This is a genomic window from Actinosynnema sp. NPDC002837, from assembly GCF_040295345.1.
Lineage (GTDB): Bacteria > Actinomycetota > Actinomycetes > Mycobacteriales > Pseudonocardiaceae > Actinosynnema.
Genome location: NZ_JBEOVG010000148.1, coordinates 1 through 13291, shown reverse-complemented (window position 1 = coordinate 13291; position 13291 = coordinate 1). Strand labels below are relative to the sequence as shown.

Below are 13291 nucleotides of genomic sequence, written 5' to 3'. Positions count from 1 at the left end.
GTGGGATCCCCCTGGGGCCGGGCACGCGGACGACGGTCAGGCCCGGCGACGGACCCGCGACACCACCGCCGCCAGCAGCGCCACCGCCAACAGCCCGTAGGCCACCGCCGCGAACGGGCTGGTCACCAACGCCGCCGGGTCGCCCTCGCTGATCTGCAACGTGCGGCGCACCTGCTCCTCGGCCATCGGACCCAGGATCAGCCCCACCACCAACGGCGCCACCGGATAGCCGTGCCGCCGCATGAACAACCCCGCCACCCCGATGACCAGCAGCACCACCAGGTCGTCCACCACGAAGTTCACCGCGTAGGTGCCCAACGCCGCGAACAGCAGGATCCCCGCGTACAGGTAGGGCCGCGGGATCTGCAGCACCTTCACCCAGATCTTCACCAACGGCAGGTTCAGCACCAGCAGCATCACGTTGCCGATGTACAGCGACGCGATCAACGCCCACACCAGCGCCGAGTCGTTGGTGAACAGCAGCGGGCCCGGCTGGATGCCGTAGCTCTGGAACCCGGCCACGATCACCGCCGCCGTCGCCGTGGTCGGCAACCCCAGCGTCAGCAGCGGCACCAGCACCCCGGCCGCCGCGGCGTTGTTCGCCGCCTCCGGCCCCGCCACACCCTCGATCGCGCCCTTCCCGAACTCCTCCGGCCGCTTGGACAGCTTCTTCTCCGCCGCATACGACAGGAACGTGGACACGTCGGCGCCGCCCGCGGGGATCGTGCCGATCGGGAACCCGATCGCGGTGCCGCGCAACCACGGCTTCCACGACCGCCGCCAGAACTCGCCGGTCATCCACTTCCCGCCCACCGGCACCACCTCGACCGGGCCGTGCCGCAGCCGCGCCGCCACGTACAGCGCCTCGCCGACCGCGAACACCCCCACCGCGACCACCACCACGTCGACGCCGTCGGACAACGTCGGCACACCCAGCGTGAACCGCTGCTGCCCCGTCAACGTGTCCGTGCCCACCAGGCCGATGAACAGGCCCAGCCCCAACGACGCCAACCCGCGCACCGGCGACGCGCCCAGCAGCGCCGCCACCGTCGTGAACGCCACCACCATCAACGCCACGTAGTCCGCCGGACCCAGCCGCACCGCCAGCTCCGCGATGCCCGGCGCCACCGCGGTGAGCAGGATCGTCGCGATCGTGCCCGCCACGAACGACCCGATCGCCGCCGTCGCCAACGCCGCCGCGCCCCGCCCGGCGCGCGCCATCCGGTTGCCCTCCAGCGCCGTCACCACCGACGACGACTCGCCCGGCGTGTTGAGCAGGATCGACGTGGTCGACCCGCCGTACATGCCGCCGTAGTAGATGCCCGCGAAGATGATCAACGCGGCGGTCGGTTCCAGCGAGTACGTCAACGGCAGCAACAACGCCACCGTCATCGCCGGGCCGATGCCCGGCAACACCCCGACCGCGGTGCCCAGGGTGACACCCAGCAGGGCGTAGAGCAGGTACTCGGGCTGCGCGGCGGTCGCGAAACCCTCCAGCAGAGCGGACAGGCTACCCATCGAGCAACGGCACCCCCTCCAACACCCCGGCCGGCAGCGACAACCCCAGCCCCGACGCGAACAGCGCCTGCACCACCAGCGCCAACACCACCGCGACGACCAGCGCCTTCCACCACACCGCGCCCAACGACCACGCCGCGCCGAAGAACAGCACCACCGCCGCCACCGGCCACCCGGCCACGTCGATCAACACCAGGTGCGCCACCAGCACCGCGACCAGCTTCGCCACCGTCACCCAGTCCGTGCGCACGGTGGAGTCCACGTCCTCCGCGTCCTCCGCCGCGCCCAACCGGCCACGCAGGGTGGCCACGATCGTGGCCACCCCCGTCGCCACCAGCAACGCCCCCACCGCGTACGGGAACGCGCGCGGCCCCACCGCGCCCAGCGAACCCCGCGTCGCGATCGTGGTCGCGTCCACCAGCGTGAACACGCCCAACGCCACCACCAGGCCGGCGAAGACGTACTCCTCCACCTTCGCCGACCGCGCCGCCCCCGGCGCCGGGTTCGTGTCCGCAGACGTCACTTGACCAGGCCGATCTCCTGCAACACCGGCTTGATCCGGCCGATCTCCATGGTCAGGAACGTGGAGAAGTCGTGCCCGGTCTGGAACGTGTCCGTCCAGCCCTTCTTCGCCAACTCCTCCTGCCACTGCGGACTCGCGTGCATGTCCGTCACCACCTTGACCAGCCGGTCCTTCGCCGCCACCGAGATCGACCCCGGCGCCACCACCCCACGCCAGTTGATCAGCTCCACGCCCGTGCCCAGCTTCTTGAACGTCGGCACCTTCAACTCCGGGTGCTCCTTCGGCCCCGACGTGCCCAACGCCCGCAGCTTGCCCGCCTTGATCTGCTCCACGTACTCGCCCACACCCGAGATCCCGGCGTCGACCTTCCCGCCCAACAACGCCGCCAACGACTCACCACCACCGGAGTACGGCACGTAGTTCAACTTCGCCGGATCGATCTCCAACGCCTGCAACAACATCCCCGCCAGGATGTGGTCCGTGCCGCCCGCCGAACCACCGGTGATCGTCACACCCTGGCCCTTGGCGTCCACCGCCGCCAACAAATCCTCGATCGTCCGATACGGCGAATCGGCGGGCACGACCACCACCTCGTCCTCCGCGGTCAACCGCGCGATCGGCGTCGTGTCCTCCAACCGCTTGTCCACCCCGTTGGTCTCCACCGCGCCGACCATCACCAGCCCGGTCACCATCAGGAAGCTCTCCGACCGCTCGGTCGCCAACTTCTGCAACCCCACCGTGCCGCCCGCGCCACCGACATTGCTCACCTGCACCGAATCGGCCAGCCCCGCCCCGTCGATCGCCGCCTGCATCGCCCGCGCCGTCTGATCCCACCCACCCCCCGGATCCGCCGGCGCCATGATCTCCAACCTGCCGATGTCGTCGCCCTTCGCGCCGCCACCGCCCCCACACCCCGCGAGCACCAGGCCCGCGGCGGCCACCGCCGCGAGAAGTCGGGTGTGCCGTCCAGCCATCGGGTCCTCCACGTTCGCAAACCACCACCGCAGCACTGTCGCTCCAGTGGGCCGGAACGGTAGGAGCACACCCACCCCAACCAGGCGCAAAGGTCGTAAAACACGTATTGGTCGTTTTGGTCGTGGCCGGGCTCACACGCGTTGGGCCAGAATGCTCTGCCATGCGCCGCCGTTCGGTCCCCCTCGGTGTCACCCTCCTCGTCCTGCAGGTCGTCATCGTCCTCGCCACCACCTGCACCGCGGGCCTCCTGGCGGCCAAACTCCAAAGCGACCGCATCCGCGAGGCCTACAAAGACCGCATGCTCTCCGTCGCCGAAAGCGTCGCCCGCCTCCCCACCGTCGTCGACGCCTTCACCTCCCCCGACCCCGCCGCCACCATCCAGCCCCTCGCCGAACTGCTCCGCAAAGCCTCCGGCGTCACCTACGTCGTCGTCACCGACCGCACCGGCCGCCGCTACGCCCACCCCGACCCCGACCGCATCGGCGAACCCGTCTCCACCGACCCCAGCACCGCCCTGTCCGGCCACGTCTTCGTCGGCACCGAAACCGGCACCCTCGGCACCAGCCTCCGCGCCAAAGTCCCCATCCGCGACACCACCGGCGCCATCATCGGCATGGCCTCCGTCGGCATCCTCGAAAGCGAACTCGCCGCCGACCTCGCCGAAGACCTCCCCGAACTCATCGGCTGGCTCGCCGCCGCCGCCCTCGTCGGCGTCCTCGGCGCCACCCTCGTCACCCGCATGGTCCGCAAACGCACCTTCCGCCTCGAACCCGACGAGATCGCCCACCTCCTCGAAACCCGCCACGCCATGCTCCACGGCATCCGCGAAGGCGTCGTCGCCGTCGACGACCACGAACGCCTCGTCCTCGTCAACGACGAAGCCCTCCGCCTCCTCGACCTCACCGAAGACCCCACCGGACAACCCGCCGAAACCATCCTCGAAGACGGCGGCCTCCTCGACCTCGCCCGCACCCACGACGACGTCTCCGACCGCCTCGTCCTCGCCGGCGAACGCGTCCTCGTCGCCAACCGCACCACCGCCAAAACCCACGGCCGCCCCGTCGGCGTCGTCCTCACCCTCCGCGACCGCACCGAACTCCACGACGCCCTGCGCGAACTCGACGGCCAACGCACCGTCACCGAAGTCCTCCGCGCCCAAGCCCACGAATTCACCAACCACCTGCACGTCATCAGCGGCCTCGTCGAACTCGACCGACGCGACGACGCCGTCGCCTACATCGAACGCGTCGGCGGCACCGGCTCCGCCACCTCCGACATCATCGGCGGCGCCATGACCGACCCCGCCCTCGCCGCACTCCTGCTCGCCAAGTCCTCCACCGCCCACGAACGCGGCATCACCCTGCGCCTCGACCCCGCCACCACCATCCACACCCGCACCGGCGACGACGCCCTCACCGTCCTGGGCAACCTCGTCGACAACGCCGTCGACGCCGTCGACCCCGGCGGCACCGTCCGCGTCCTCGTCCACTCCGACACCACCGGCGTCCGCGTCGTCGTCGACGACGACGGACCCGGCATCGACCACACCGAACGCACCCGCATCTTCACCCTCGGCGTCAGCACCAAAGCACCCCGAGGCGCACACGGCCGAGGCATCGGCCTCGCCCTCGTCTCCCGCGTCGTCACCCGACGCAGCGGACAAGTCCACCTCACCGACTCCGAACTCGGCGGAGCCTCGTTCGACGTCTGGCTCCCGGAGGCCGCCCGATGACCGTCCGCACCCTCGTCGTCGACGACGACTTCGCCGTCGCCGCCGTCCACCGCGGCTTCCTCGAAGCCCTCCCCGACTTCACCGTCGTCGGCGAAGCACACGGCGGCGGCGAAGCCCTCCGCGCCGTCGACACCCTCCGCCCCGACCTCGTCCTCCTCGACATCCACCTCCCCGACATCTCCGGCCTCGACGTCCTCGCCCGACTCCGCACCCGACCCGGACCACCCGTCGACGTCATCGCCGTCACCGCCGCCCGCGAACGCGAAACCGTCCGCCAAGCCATGTCCCGCGGCGTCGACCACTACCTCGTCAAACCCTTCACCCGCGCCGCGTTCCTCGACCGCATGCGCGAATACCTCACCCGCCGCACCGAAGTCCAACGCCTCGGCCCCTGGCTCGACCAGGACGAAGTCGACCAACTCCTGCAACACCGACCCCGCGCCGCCCTCCCCAAAGGACTCTCCCCCCTCACCCTCAAACTCGTCGTCGACGCCCTCAAGACCACCGACCACGACCTCTCCGCCCAAGAAGTCGGCGACCGCGCCGGACTCTCCCGCGTCAGCGCACGCCGCTACCTCGAACACCTCGTCACCACCGGCAAAGCCGAAGTCCTACCCCGCTACGGCATGGCCAACCGACCCGCCCACGGCTACCGCCTCACCTGACGGAACCACCGACACCCGTACGGACCCAACTCCACCCTCGCCGTCCCGTCCTTCCCCGGCTCCACCGTCCCGTCCACCAACAGATCCGTCAGCACACCCTCCACCCTCGGCACCTCCACCGACACGTCCTCACCCGCGAAGTTGTGCACCGCCACCACCACACCACCGTCGATCTCACACCGGTGCGCCAACACCGACGGCACCGCCGTGTCGATCGCCGTGAACGTCCCCCACGCCAACTCCGGACACTCCCGATACCGCTCCACCAACAACCGGGTCCACCCCAACAACGACCCCGGATCACCACGCTGCTCGTCCACCGCGTCCCACCACATCGGCGTCCGCACCGCCAACCGACCCTCCAGCGACAGGTCCTCCGTCATCCCGACCTCCTCGCCGTAGAACAACACCGGAGTCCCCGGCAACGAGAACAACAGGCTGTACACCATCTTGATCCGGGCCAGGTCCCCGCCCAGCATCGACGGCAACCGCCGCCGCAACCCACGCCCGTACAGCTGCATGTCCTCCTCCGGCCCGAACGCCGCGAACACCTCCTGCCGCTCCGGCTCCGTCAACTTGTCCAACGTCAACTCGTCGTGATTGCGCACGAACGTCGCCCAATGACAATCCCGCGGCGGACTCGGCCGCTCCTTCAACGCATGCGTCAACGGACTCGCGTCCCCCCGCGCCAACGACAAGTACATCTGCTGCATCCCGATGAAGTCGAAACACATGTGCAACTCGTCGCCCACACCGTCCGACCCGCCGAAGAACGCCATCGCCTCCGCATAAGGCAGATTCACCTCACCCAACAGGATCGCCTCGCCGTTGCGCCGCGACAAGAACGCCCGCAAATCCGCCAGGTAGTCGTGCGGATCCGGCAACGCCTCGATCGGCGCCTCCAACAAGAACGGCACCGCGTCCACCCGGAACCCCGACAACCCCAACTCCATCCAGAACCCCATCACCCGCGCGATCTCGTCCCGCACCGCCGGGTTCGCCACGTTCAGATCAGGCTGGTGCCGGTAGAACCGGTGCAGGTAATACCGCTTCGCCTTCCGGTCGTACGTCCACAACGACTTCTCCTTGTCCGGGAACACCACCCCCTCCGACGCGTCCGCCGGCGGCTCGTCCGCCCACACGTACCAGTCGTGGAACGGACTACCCGGATCACGCGCCGCCTGGAACCACGGATGCTGGTCCGACGTGTGGTTCACCACCAGATCCGCGATCACCCGCATCCCCCGGTCACGCGCCGTCCGCACGAACTCCACGAAATCACCCAACGTCCCCAACCGCGGGTCCACCCCGTAGAAATCCGTGATGTCATAACCGTCATCCCGATCCGGCGTCGGGAAGAACGGCATCAACCACAAACACGTCACACCCATCTTGTGCAAGTGGTCGATCTTGTCGATCAACCCCCGGAAATCACCGAACCCGTCACCGTTCGAATCGTGGAACGTCTCCACGTCCAAGCAGTACACGACGGCGTTCTTCCACCACAGATCCGCGGTCCTCGTCAACTTCACGACCGCACCTCCGGCAGCACCCGCTCACCGAAAGCATCCAGGAACCGCTCCTGCTCCTGCCCCACGTGGTGCAGGTAGACCTCCTCGAACCCCAACTCCGCGTACTCCCGGATCGCCTTCGCGTGCCACCCCAGATCCGACGACACGTTCACCACACCCGCCACCTGCTCCACCGACACGTGCTCCGACACCACGTCGAAGTGCTCCGCCGTCTCCAGGTCCCAGCACACCGGCGGCCCGAACACGTTGCTCCGCCACTGCTCGTGCGCTATCGACCGCGCCTCCTCATCGGTGTCCGCCCAACTCAAGTGGACCTGCAGGTGCAGCTTCCCCCGACCACCCGCGTCCCGGTATGCCGCCACCACCCGCTCCAACCGCTCGGCCGACGCGTTCACCGTGATCAACCCGTCCGCCCACCCCGCGCACCACCGCGCGGTCTCCTCGCTCACCGCCGCACCGACCAACAACGGCGGCTCGTCAGGCCTCGTCCACAACCGCGCCCGGTCCACCGTCACCAGACCGTCGTGACTGACCTCCTCCCCCGCCAACAACGCCCGGATCACCTCCACGCACTCCGACAACCGCGCGTTCCGCACCTCCTTGCGCGGCCAACCCCCACCCGTGACGTGCTCGTTGCTCGCCTCACCACTGCCCAACGCCGCCCAGAACCGACCCGGGTACATCGCACCCAACGTCCCGATCGCCTGCGCGATCACCGCCGGGTGATACCGCTGACCAGGCGCGTTCACCACCCCGAACGGCAACCCCGTCGCCTCCAGCGCCGCACCCAACCACGACCACGCGAACCCGCTCTGCCCCTGCCGCGCACTCCACGGCGAGAAGTGGTCCGAACACATCGCGGCGTCGAACCCCACCTCCTCCGCCCGCCGCACCGCCGCCAACAACGCGGAAGGGTGAACCTGCTCATGAGACGCGTGCACACCGATGACGGTCATGCCGTCTCACGTACCCAAGCCACCCCCCGACAACACCCCGACCGACACCCTCAGCCCTCGCTCAGCATCCGCGAGCCCTTCACCGACGCATCCCCCGCCGTGAAGAAACCCCGCACGTTCGCCAAGAACTCCGCCCGATCCACCCGCCCACTGCCATCCACGTCCATCCCCGCGAACGCGATCGCCGCCACCTGCGGATCCGTCACCCCCGCACCCCGGTAGATCCCCGCGAACCCACTCCCGTCCAGCAGACCGTCACCATCACGATCCGCCAACTCGAAAGTCCGCTCCGACACCACCAACCACTTCTCCACCAACCCACCCGCCGACACCCGACCCGACTCGTGCGCCGCCCGGAACTCACCCCGGTCCACCACACCGTCCGAATCCAGATCCGCCCCCACCACGTACTCCCACACCGCCCGGTACGCCGCCACCAGGCTCCGCACCTCCGGCGACTCCACCCCCAACCCGAACTCCCGACCCACACCCCGAGCCGCCGCCGAGAAGTCCTCCCAGCCGATCACCCCATCACCGTCCACGTCGAACACCGCGAACGCCCGGTCGACGTTGTCCAACCGCAGATCACCCGACATGACCACACCTCTCCCTGGGAACGAACCAGGGCGAAGCCTAGGAACCGCCCCACCGGCCCGGCAGCGCGAAACCGCCCCCCACACCCGATCAGGTCAACTCCGGCCGATCCGACGACGACTCCGGCCGCACCTCCACCACATCGCCGTCCACCACCACACCACCCGCCATCGGGTGCTGCCCGTACCGCACGTTCAACACCATCGCCCGCTCCCGCTCCTCCGCACGCCGCGCGATCCGCCTGCTCAACAACCGCCGCGTCGGCGGGAACAACAGGAACAGCCCCACGACGTCGCTCACGAACCCCGGCACGATGATCAAGAACGCCGCCGCCGCGATCAGCACACCGTCCGCGATCTCCTGATGCGGCGCCCGACGCGTCCGCAACGCCTCCGAGAACGCCGCCACCGCCCGCGACCCCTCACGACGCATCAACACCGAACCCACCACCCCGCCCAGCACCAGCAGACCCAGGGTCGGCAACAGACCCCACGCCCCGAACGCCGCCACCAGAGCGGTGACCTCCACAGCCAGGCCCACCAGCAGTACCGCGAACACACGCATACCCAACCCAACGCACGAACGCCCCGAAACGCTCCCTGCCGAAATATTTACGGCCAACCCGCCATCTGGCAGCATATCTTCACGCCACTCGACCGACAGGGAGCATGGATGACTGCGCTGCACGAGGTCACACCCACGCAGCCCAGGGCTGACCTCCAGCCCTACACCTACGTGCGCCAAGAGCTGGTCGAACCCGACTGGCGCCGCTTCCCCGGCTGGCGCGACACCACCGACACCCAATGGCGCGACGCCCAGTGGCAACGCGCCAACTGCATCAAGAACCCCAAACAACTGCGCACCCTCATGGGCGACCTGCTCACCGACCGGTTCTACGACGAACTGGCCGCCGACCAGCAGCAATCCGCCACCATGTCCATGCTCGTGCCACCCCAGATGATCAACACCATGGCACCCGACGCCCCACTCGACCCCGAGGCGTTCACCGAAGCCTTCTTCGCCGACCCCATCCGCCGCTACATGATCCCCGTGCGATCCGACCGCGACCCGGACTGGCCGAGCCACCCCCACTCCGCCCGCGACTCACTGCACGAAGCCGAGATGTGGGTCGTCGAAGGCCTCACCCACCGCTACCCCACCAAAGTCCTCGCCGAACTCGTCTCCACCTGCCCCCAGTACTGCGGCCACTGCACCCGCATGGACCTCGTCGGCAACTCCACGCCCCAGGTCCAGAAGCACAAGCTCGCGCTCAAGCCCGTCGACCGCCAAGAACAGATGATCGACTACCTCAAGCGCACACCCGGCGTCCGCGACGTCGTCGTCTCCGGCGGCGACGTCGCCAACGTCCCCTGGCCCCAACTCGAGTCGTTCCTCATGCGACTGCTCGACATCGACACCGTCCGCGACGTCCGCCTCGCCACCAAAGCCCTCGCCGGACTACCCCAGCACTGGCTGCAACCCAAAGTCGTCGAAGGCCTCGAACGCGTCGCCCGCACCGCCGGCCGCCGCGGCGTCAACCTCGCCATCCACACCCACGTCAACCACGTCCAGACCGTCACACCGCTCGTCGCCGAAGCCGCCCGCACCGCCCTCGAAGTCGGCGTCCGCGACGTCCGCAACCAGGGCGTGCTCATGAAGGGCGTCAACGCCACCCCGGAAGACCTGCTCGACCTCTGCTTCGCGCTCCAGGGCGAAGCGAACATCCTGCCGTACTACTTCTACATGTGCGACATGATCCCCAACGCCGAGCACTGGCGCGTCGCCGTCTGGGAAGCTCAGGAACTCCAGCACGCGATCATGGGCTACCTGCCCGGCTACGCCACGCCGCGCATCGTCTGCGACGTCCCGTACGTCGGCAAGAGGTGGGTCCACCAGCTCCACGAGTACGACCGCGAACTCGGCATCTCCTACTGGACCAAGAACTACCGCACCGGCATCGAACTCGAAGACCCCGAGGCCCTCGACCGCCGCTACCCCTACTACGACCCGATCTCCACCCTGCCCGAAACCGGCCGCCGCTGGTGGTCCGAGCAGGCGTAGCCCCGGTCCGCCCAGGTCTCCTTGCTGTTTTTTGGGGTGGCGTGTTTGCGTACGTCACCCTGAGTGTGTCTAATTTTGATCAACACTGAAGTCATTGAGAAGATGAAGAGACTGGGTGTGGTCGGCCTGCGGATTGCCTGGCCGACCACACCCAGGAAGAACTTCGCCTGACGACCACACCGCCGGGACGATCTCCGGTGCCCAGGTGCGGTGTCGCCGCGTCCGCCCGTCCGCGCACTGGTGTTGCCGGACCGGTTGCCGCAGGCCGGGCCGCGGCCCCGCCGGGAGCACCGGCGGGGCGTCCACCACTCCCCTGCGTCGCCTTGAGCGGGTTGTGTGCTCGTGGCTCGATGTGCAGTTTGGCGACGGTGCGACTGGAGACCTCTTTTTAGTCAACACTGAAACTATCGAGCTGACCAAGCGTGCGTGCTTCGGGCTGGACGCGGTTCGACTACCTCACTGTCACCGACGCGACCCGAGACACTCGGGCGTGGTCGTCGACCTGGAGGTTCCGACCAGCTGCGCCATCGGTGCGCTGGACCCGGACGGCGACCGGGACGTTGGTGCAGCCGGGCACGTCGACCGCGGAGTCGCAGTTGTTCGGCCGGTTGGCGGTCACCACGGTCCCGTTGACCAACGTGACGTGCGCGTACAGGGTGTCGATGCCGCCGCCGGAGCCCGGCAACGGTGACAGACCCGCCCCCGCCTCGCCCGCGGCGTTGTTGGTGACCCTGGCGCGGGCGAGGGTGAGGGTCTCGCGGTACACGGCGACCCCTCCTCCGCTGCCGCCGAAACCGGCAAACCCGGCGTAGCCGCCGGGCCCCGCAGCGCCGGCGTCACCACCCCGGCCGGCCCGGTTGGCCGTGATCACGACACCGGTGACGGACGGGCTCAACGCCTGGCCCTCGCGGCCGCCCACGTCCACCCCACCGCCGGTACCACCGCTGCCGCCGTCCCCTCCCCCACCGCCGTCGACGCCACCGGATCCGCCCACGCCACCGTCGGCGGCAGCGTTCCCGCGGACGAGGCCGCCGCTGATCCGCAGCGCGGTGCCGGAGACGGTGTGCACGCCTCCGCCGAAGCCGCCCGAGCCGCCCCGGCCACCCGCCACCTGGCCGATGCCGTTGCCGCCGCGACCACCGGGGCCGCTGGAGTTGCCGGTGATCGTGCTGTCGGTGATGGTCAGCGGCACCGAGGTCGAGCCGTAGGAGGAAATGGCGCCGCCGGAACCACCGAGCCCACCGCGACCGGCGCGCGCGCTCGTGGCCGTCGCGTCCGCACCGGGCGCACCCGCGCCGGCGGCGTTGCCGGTCAGCACGCTGTCGCTGATGGTCAGCGGACCCCAGTTCTGGATGGCCCCGCCCGAGTCGCCCTGGTTCCCCTCCCCGTAGGAGTCAGTGCCGACCGCGTCCGGGGCATGGCCGCCGGTGAGCGTGACGTGGTCGAGGCTCAGGTCGCCCCAGTTGGAGATGAGCCGGAACCGCGGCGCGTTCGCGGCCCGGGCGATGGTGGCGCCGTTGCCGTGGATCGTGAGCTTCCCGGCGATGGCCGGCAGCCCGTCCTCCACCTCCGCCACCGCGGGCGCGGTGAGCGTGTAGACGCAGTTCGCCGCCAGGGACAAGGTGTCCGGGACAGCCGACGCGTTGGCCGCGGCGACGGCGGCGACCAGCGCGGACGGGTCGCAGGGCACGTCGGTCTCGGCGGCGACGGCCGGTGGTGCGATCAGGACGAGCGAGCCCACCGCGGTGACGGTGGTGGCGACGGGCACGAGGGAACGTCTCAGTAACTTGCTGTTCCGTGGCATCGAGCAGCCTTCCCGGAGCTGGTGGTGGGTTGAGTCGATCATGTTCCTTATATCGCGGAGCACGTGAGGACCGCTCTTTATTTTAGTCAACACTGAAGCTATAGATGCGAACATGACAGGACTTGCAGCCGCGCTTGCCCGTCGTTGGCCGATGTGTTGATCACGCCTCAGAATGGCGCTCATGCACAAGCCGAAGGTGTTCGTCGCGGGGCCGGTGTCGTGGAACCGACTGGTGTTGCTGGACCGGTTGCCGCAGGCCAGGCCGCACACCGTGTTCGCGACCGGCCACCGCGTGGCGGTCGGCGGCACGTCGGCGGGCAAGGCGCTGAACCTCGCCTCGCTCGGCGCTGACGTCACGCTGCGGACCGTCGTCGGCGACGACGAGGCCGGCCGGTCGGTGCTCGACGTGCTCGAACGGGCCGGGGTCGAGGTGATCGCCGAGGTGGTCGACACCGCCACCGAGCAGCACCTCAACCTGATGGACCCGCACGGCGGGCGCGTGTCGATCTACCTCGAACTCCCCCGGCTGCGCCAGGCCGAGCACGACGAACGCGCGCTGGCCGCGCTCGCGGCGGCCGACGCGGCGGTGATCGACCTCGCCGAGCACGCCCGCCCCCTGCTGTCCGCCGCCCGTGCGGCCGGCGTGCCGGTGTGGTGCGACCTGCACGACTACGACGGCGTCGCGGGGTTCCACCGCGACTTCCTCGACGCGGCCGACCGCGTCTTCCTCAACGACGACGCCTTCGCGAAGCGCGACGCGCTGCTGGTGTTCCTCAAGTCGCTCAGCAAGCCCGCGGTCGCCACGCTCGGCGCCGAGGGCGCGCTGGCCGTGGGGGGGGGCGCCGGCCACCCCCAGCCCCCCCCGCCGGGCGGGGGGAGGGTGGGGACCAAACCCGCCGCGGCCGCCGGCTTATCCGGCGGGCAGGTGGCC

The 13291-nt window shown here is 69.5% G+C and carries 12 protein-coding genes; 4 read left to right on the top strand and 8 right to left on the bottom strand.

Annotated elements, in window-relative coordinates; all coding sequences use genetic code 11:
- Nucleotides 1-36: 36 nt before the first annotated feature.
- Genes ABTZ99_RS43240 through ABTZ99_RS43230 form a run of 3 tightly spaced genes read right to left on the bottom strand, consistent with a single transcriptional unit; the run spans nucleotide 37 to nucleotide 3015 of the window.
- Nucleotides 37-1518, bottom strand: a complete 1482-nt coding sequence (locus tag ABTZ99_RS43240) for a tripartite tricarboxylate transporter permease (protein ID WP_499618923.1) — start codon at nucleotides 1516-1518, stop codon at nucleotides 37-39.
- Nucleotides 1511-2041, bottom strand: a complete 531-nt coding sequence (locus ABTZ99_RS43235; protein WP_498781505.1) for a tripartite tricarboxylate transporter TctB family protein — start codon at nucleotides 2039-2041, stop codon at nucleotides 1511-1513. Before ABTZ99_RS43235 ends, ABTZ99_RS43240 begins: the two co-directional genes overlap by 8 nt.
- Entirely contained in the window at nucleotides 2038-3015 is a 978-nt protein-coding gene (locus ABTZ99_RS43230; RefSeq protein ID WP_498781507.1) for a Bug family tripartite tricarboxylate transporter substrate binding protein, read from the bottom strand. Before ABTZ99_RS43230 ends, ABTZ99_RS43235 begins: the two co-directional genes overlap by 4 nt.
- Nucleotides 3016-3176: 161 nt before the next feature.
- Here ABTZ99_RS43230 and ABTZ99_RS43225 point away from each other — a divergent pair, with 161 nt between their 5' ends.
- Nucleotides 3177-4748 carry an ATP-binding protein gene (locus tag ABTZ99_RS43225; protein WP_499618920.1) on the top strand — a complete coding sequence of 524 codons (1572 nt, stop codon included), beginning with the start codon at nucleotides 3177-3179 and terminating at the stop codon, nucleotides 4746-4748.
- Nucleotides 4745-5413 carry a response regulator gene (locus tag ABTZ99_RS43220; protein WP_498781508.1) on the top strand — a complete coding sequence of 223 codons (669 nt, stop codon included), beginning with the start codon at nucleotides 4745-4747 and terminating at the stop codon, nucleotides 5411-5413. The genes ABTZ99_RS43225 and ABTZ99_RS43220 overlap by 4 nt, the downstream gene beginning before the upstream one ends.
- Here ABTZ99_RS43220 and ABTZ99_RS43215 read toward each other — a convergent pair.
- The 4 genes from ABTZ99_RS43215 to ABTZ99_RS43200 all read right to left on the bottom strand — a co-directional run bounded on the left by ABTZ99_RS43215 (nucleotide 5398) and on the right by ABTZ99_RS43200 (nucleotide 9059).
- The gene (locus ABTZ99_RS43215) at nucleotides 5398-6945 is read right to left on the bottom strand and encodes an alpha-amylase family protein (RefSeq protein ID WP_498781509.1); all 1548 of its coding nucleotides are present in this window, start codon (nucleotides 6943-6945) and stop codon (nucleotides 5398-5400) included. The two genes, ABTZ99_RS43220 and ABTZ99_RS43215, sit on opposite strands and share 16 nt — an antisense overlap.
- The gene (locus ABTZ99_RS43210) at nucleotides 6942-7901 is read right to left on the bottom strand and encodes a TIGR03885 family FMN-dependent LLM class oxidoreductase (RefSeq protein ID WP_498781510.1); all 960 of its coding nucleotides are present in this window, start codon (nucleotides 7899-7901) and stop codon (nucleotides 6942-6944) included. The genes ABTZ99_RS43215 and ABTZ99_RS43210 overlap by 4 nt, the downstream gene beginning before the upstream one ends.
- A 50-nt stretch (nucleotides 7902-7951) precedes the next feature.
- Complete coding sequence (locus ABTZ99_RS43205; protein ID WP_498781511.1) at nucleotides 7952-8497, bottom strand: EF-hand domain-containing protein; 546 nt, start codon at nucleotides 8495-8497, stop codon at nucleotides 7952-7954.
- 88 nt (nucleotides 8498-8585) lie between these two features.
- A complete protein-coding gene (locus ABTZ99_RS43200; protein WP_498781513.1) occupies nucleotides 8586-9059 on the bottom strand; it encodes an FxsA family protein in 474 nt (157 codons plus the stop codon).
- Nucleotides 9060-9167: 108 nt separating this feature from the next.
- Here ABTZ99_RS43200 and ABTZ99_RS43195 point away from each other — a divergent pair, with 108 nt between their 5' ends.
- Nucleotides 9168-10556 (top strand): KamA family radical SAM protein, encoded by a 1389-nt coding sequence (locus ABTZ99_RS43195; RefSeq protein ID WP_498781514.1) that lies wholly within the window; start codon nucleotides 9168-9170, stop codon nucleotides 10554-10556.
- Between the two features lie 451 nt (nucleotides 10557-11007).
- On the opposite strand, the gene ABTZ99_RS43190 is transcribed toward ABTZ99_RS43195, so the two are convergent.
- Nucleotides 11008-12324: a hypothetical protein gene (locus ABTZ99_RS43190; RefSeq protein ID WP_499618918.1), complete on the bottom strand. Its 1317-nt coding sequence runs from the start codon at nucleotides 12322-12324 to the stop codon at nucleotides 11008-11010.
- Nucleotides 12325-12541: 217 nt separating this feature from the next.
- Between ABTZ99_RS43190 and ABTZ99_RS43185 the strand changes: the two genes are divergently transcribed.
- A partial coding sequence (locus ABTZ99_RS43185) for a carbohydrate kinase family protein (protein WP_499618916.1) occupies nucleotides 12542-13291 on the top strand: 750 nt, incomplete at its 3' end.

What these genes read in the sequence shown, in the direction of transcription:
- ABTZ99_RS43230 (WP_498781507.1), bottom strand. Translation starts at nt 3,015, where the DNA reads ATGGCTGGACGGCACACCCGACTTCTCGCGGCGGTGGCCGCCGCGGGC.
- ABTZ99_RS43220 (WP_498781508.1), top strand. Translation starts at nt 4,745, where the DNA reads ATGACCGTCCGCACCCTCGTCGTCGACGACGACTTCGCCGTCGCCGCC.
- ABTZ99_RS43210 (WP_498781510.1), bottom strand. Translation starts at nt 7,901, where the DNA reads ATGACCGTCATCGGTGTGCACGCGTCTCATGAGCAGGTTCACCCTTCC.
- ABTZ99_RS43240 (WP_499618923.1), bottom strand. Translation starts at nt 1,518, where the DNA reads ATGGGTAGCCTGTCCGCTCTGCTGGAGGGTTTCGCGACCGCCGCGCAG.
- ABTZ99_RS43205 (WP_498781511.1), bottom strand. Translation starts at nt 8,497, where the DNA reads ATGTCGGGTGATCTGCGGTTGGACAACGTCGACCGGGCGTTCGCGGTG.
- ABTZ99_RS43195 (WP_498781514.1), top strand. Translation starts at nt 9,168, where the DNA reads ATGACTGCGCTGCACGAGGTCACACCCACGCAGCCCAGGGCTGACCTC.
- ABTZ99_RS43225 (WP_499618920.1), top strand. Translation starts at nt 3,177, where the DNA reads ATGCGCCGCCGTTCGGTCCCCCTCGGTGTCACCCTCCTCGTCCTGCAG.
- ABTZ99_RS43200 (WP_498781513.1), bottom strand. Translation starts at nt 9,059, where the DNA reads ATGCGTGTGTTCGCGGTACTGCTGGTGGGCCTGGCTGTGGAGGTCACC.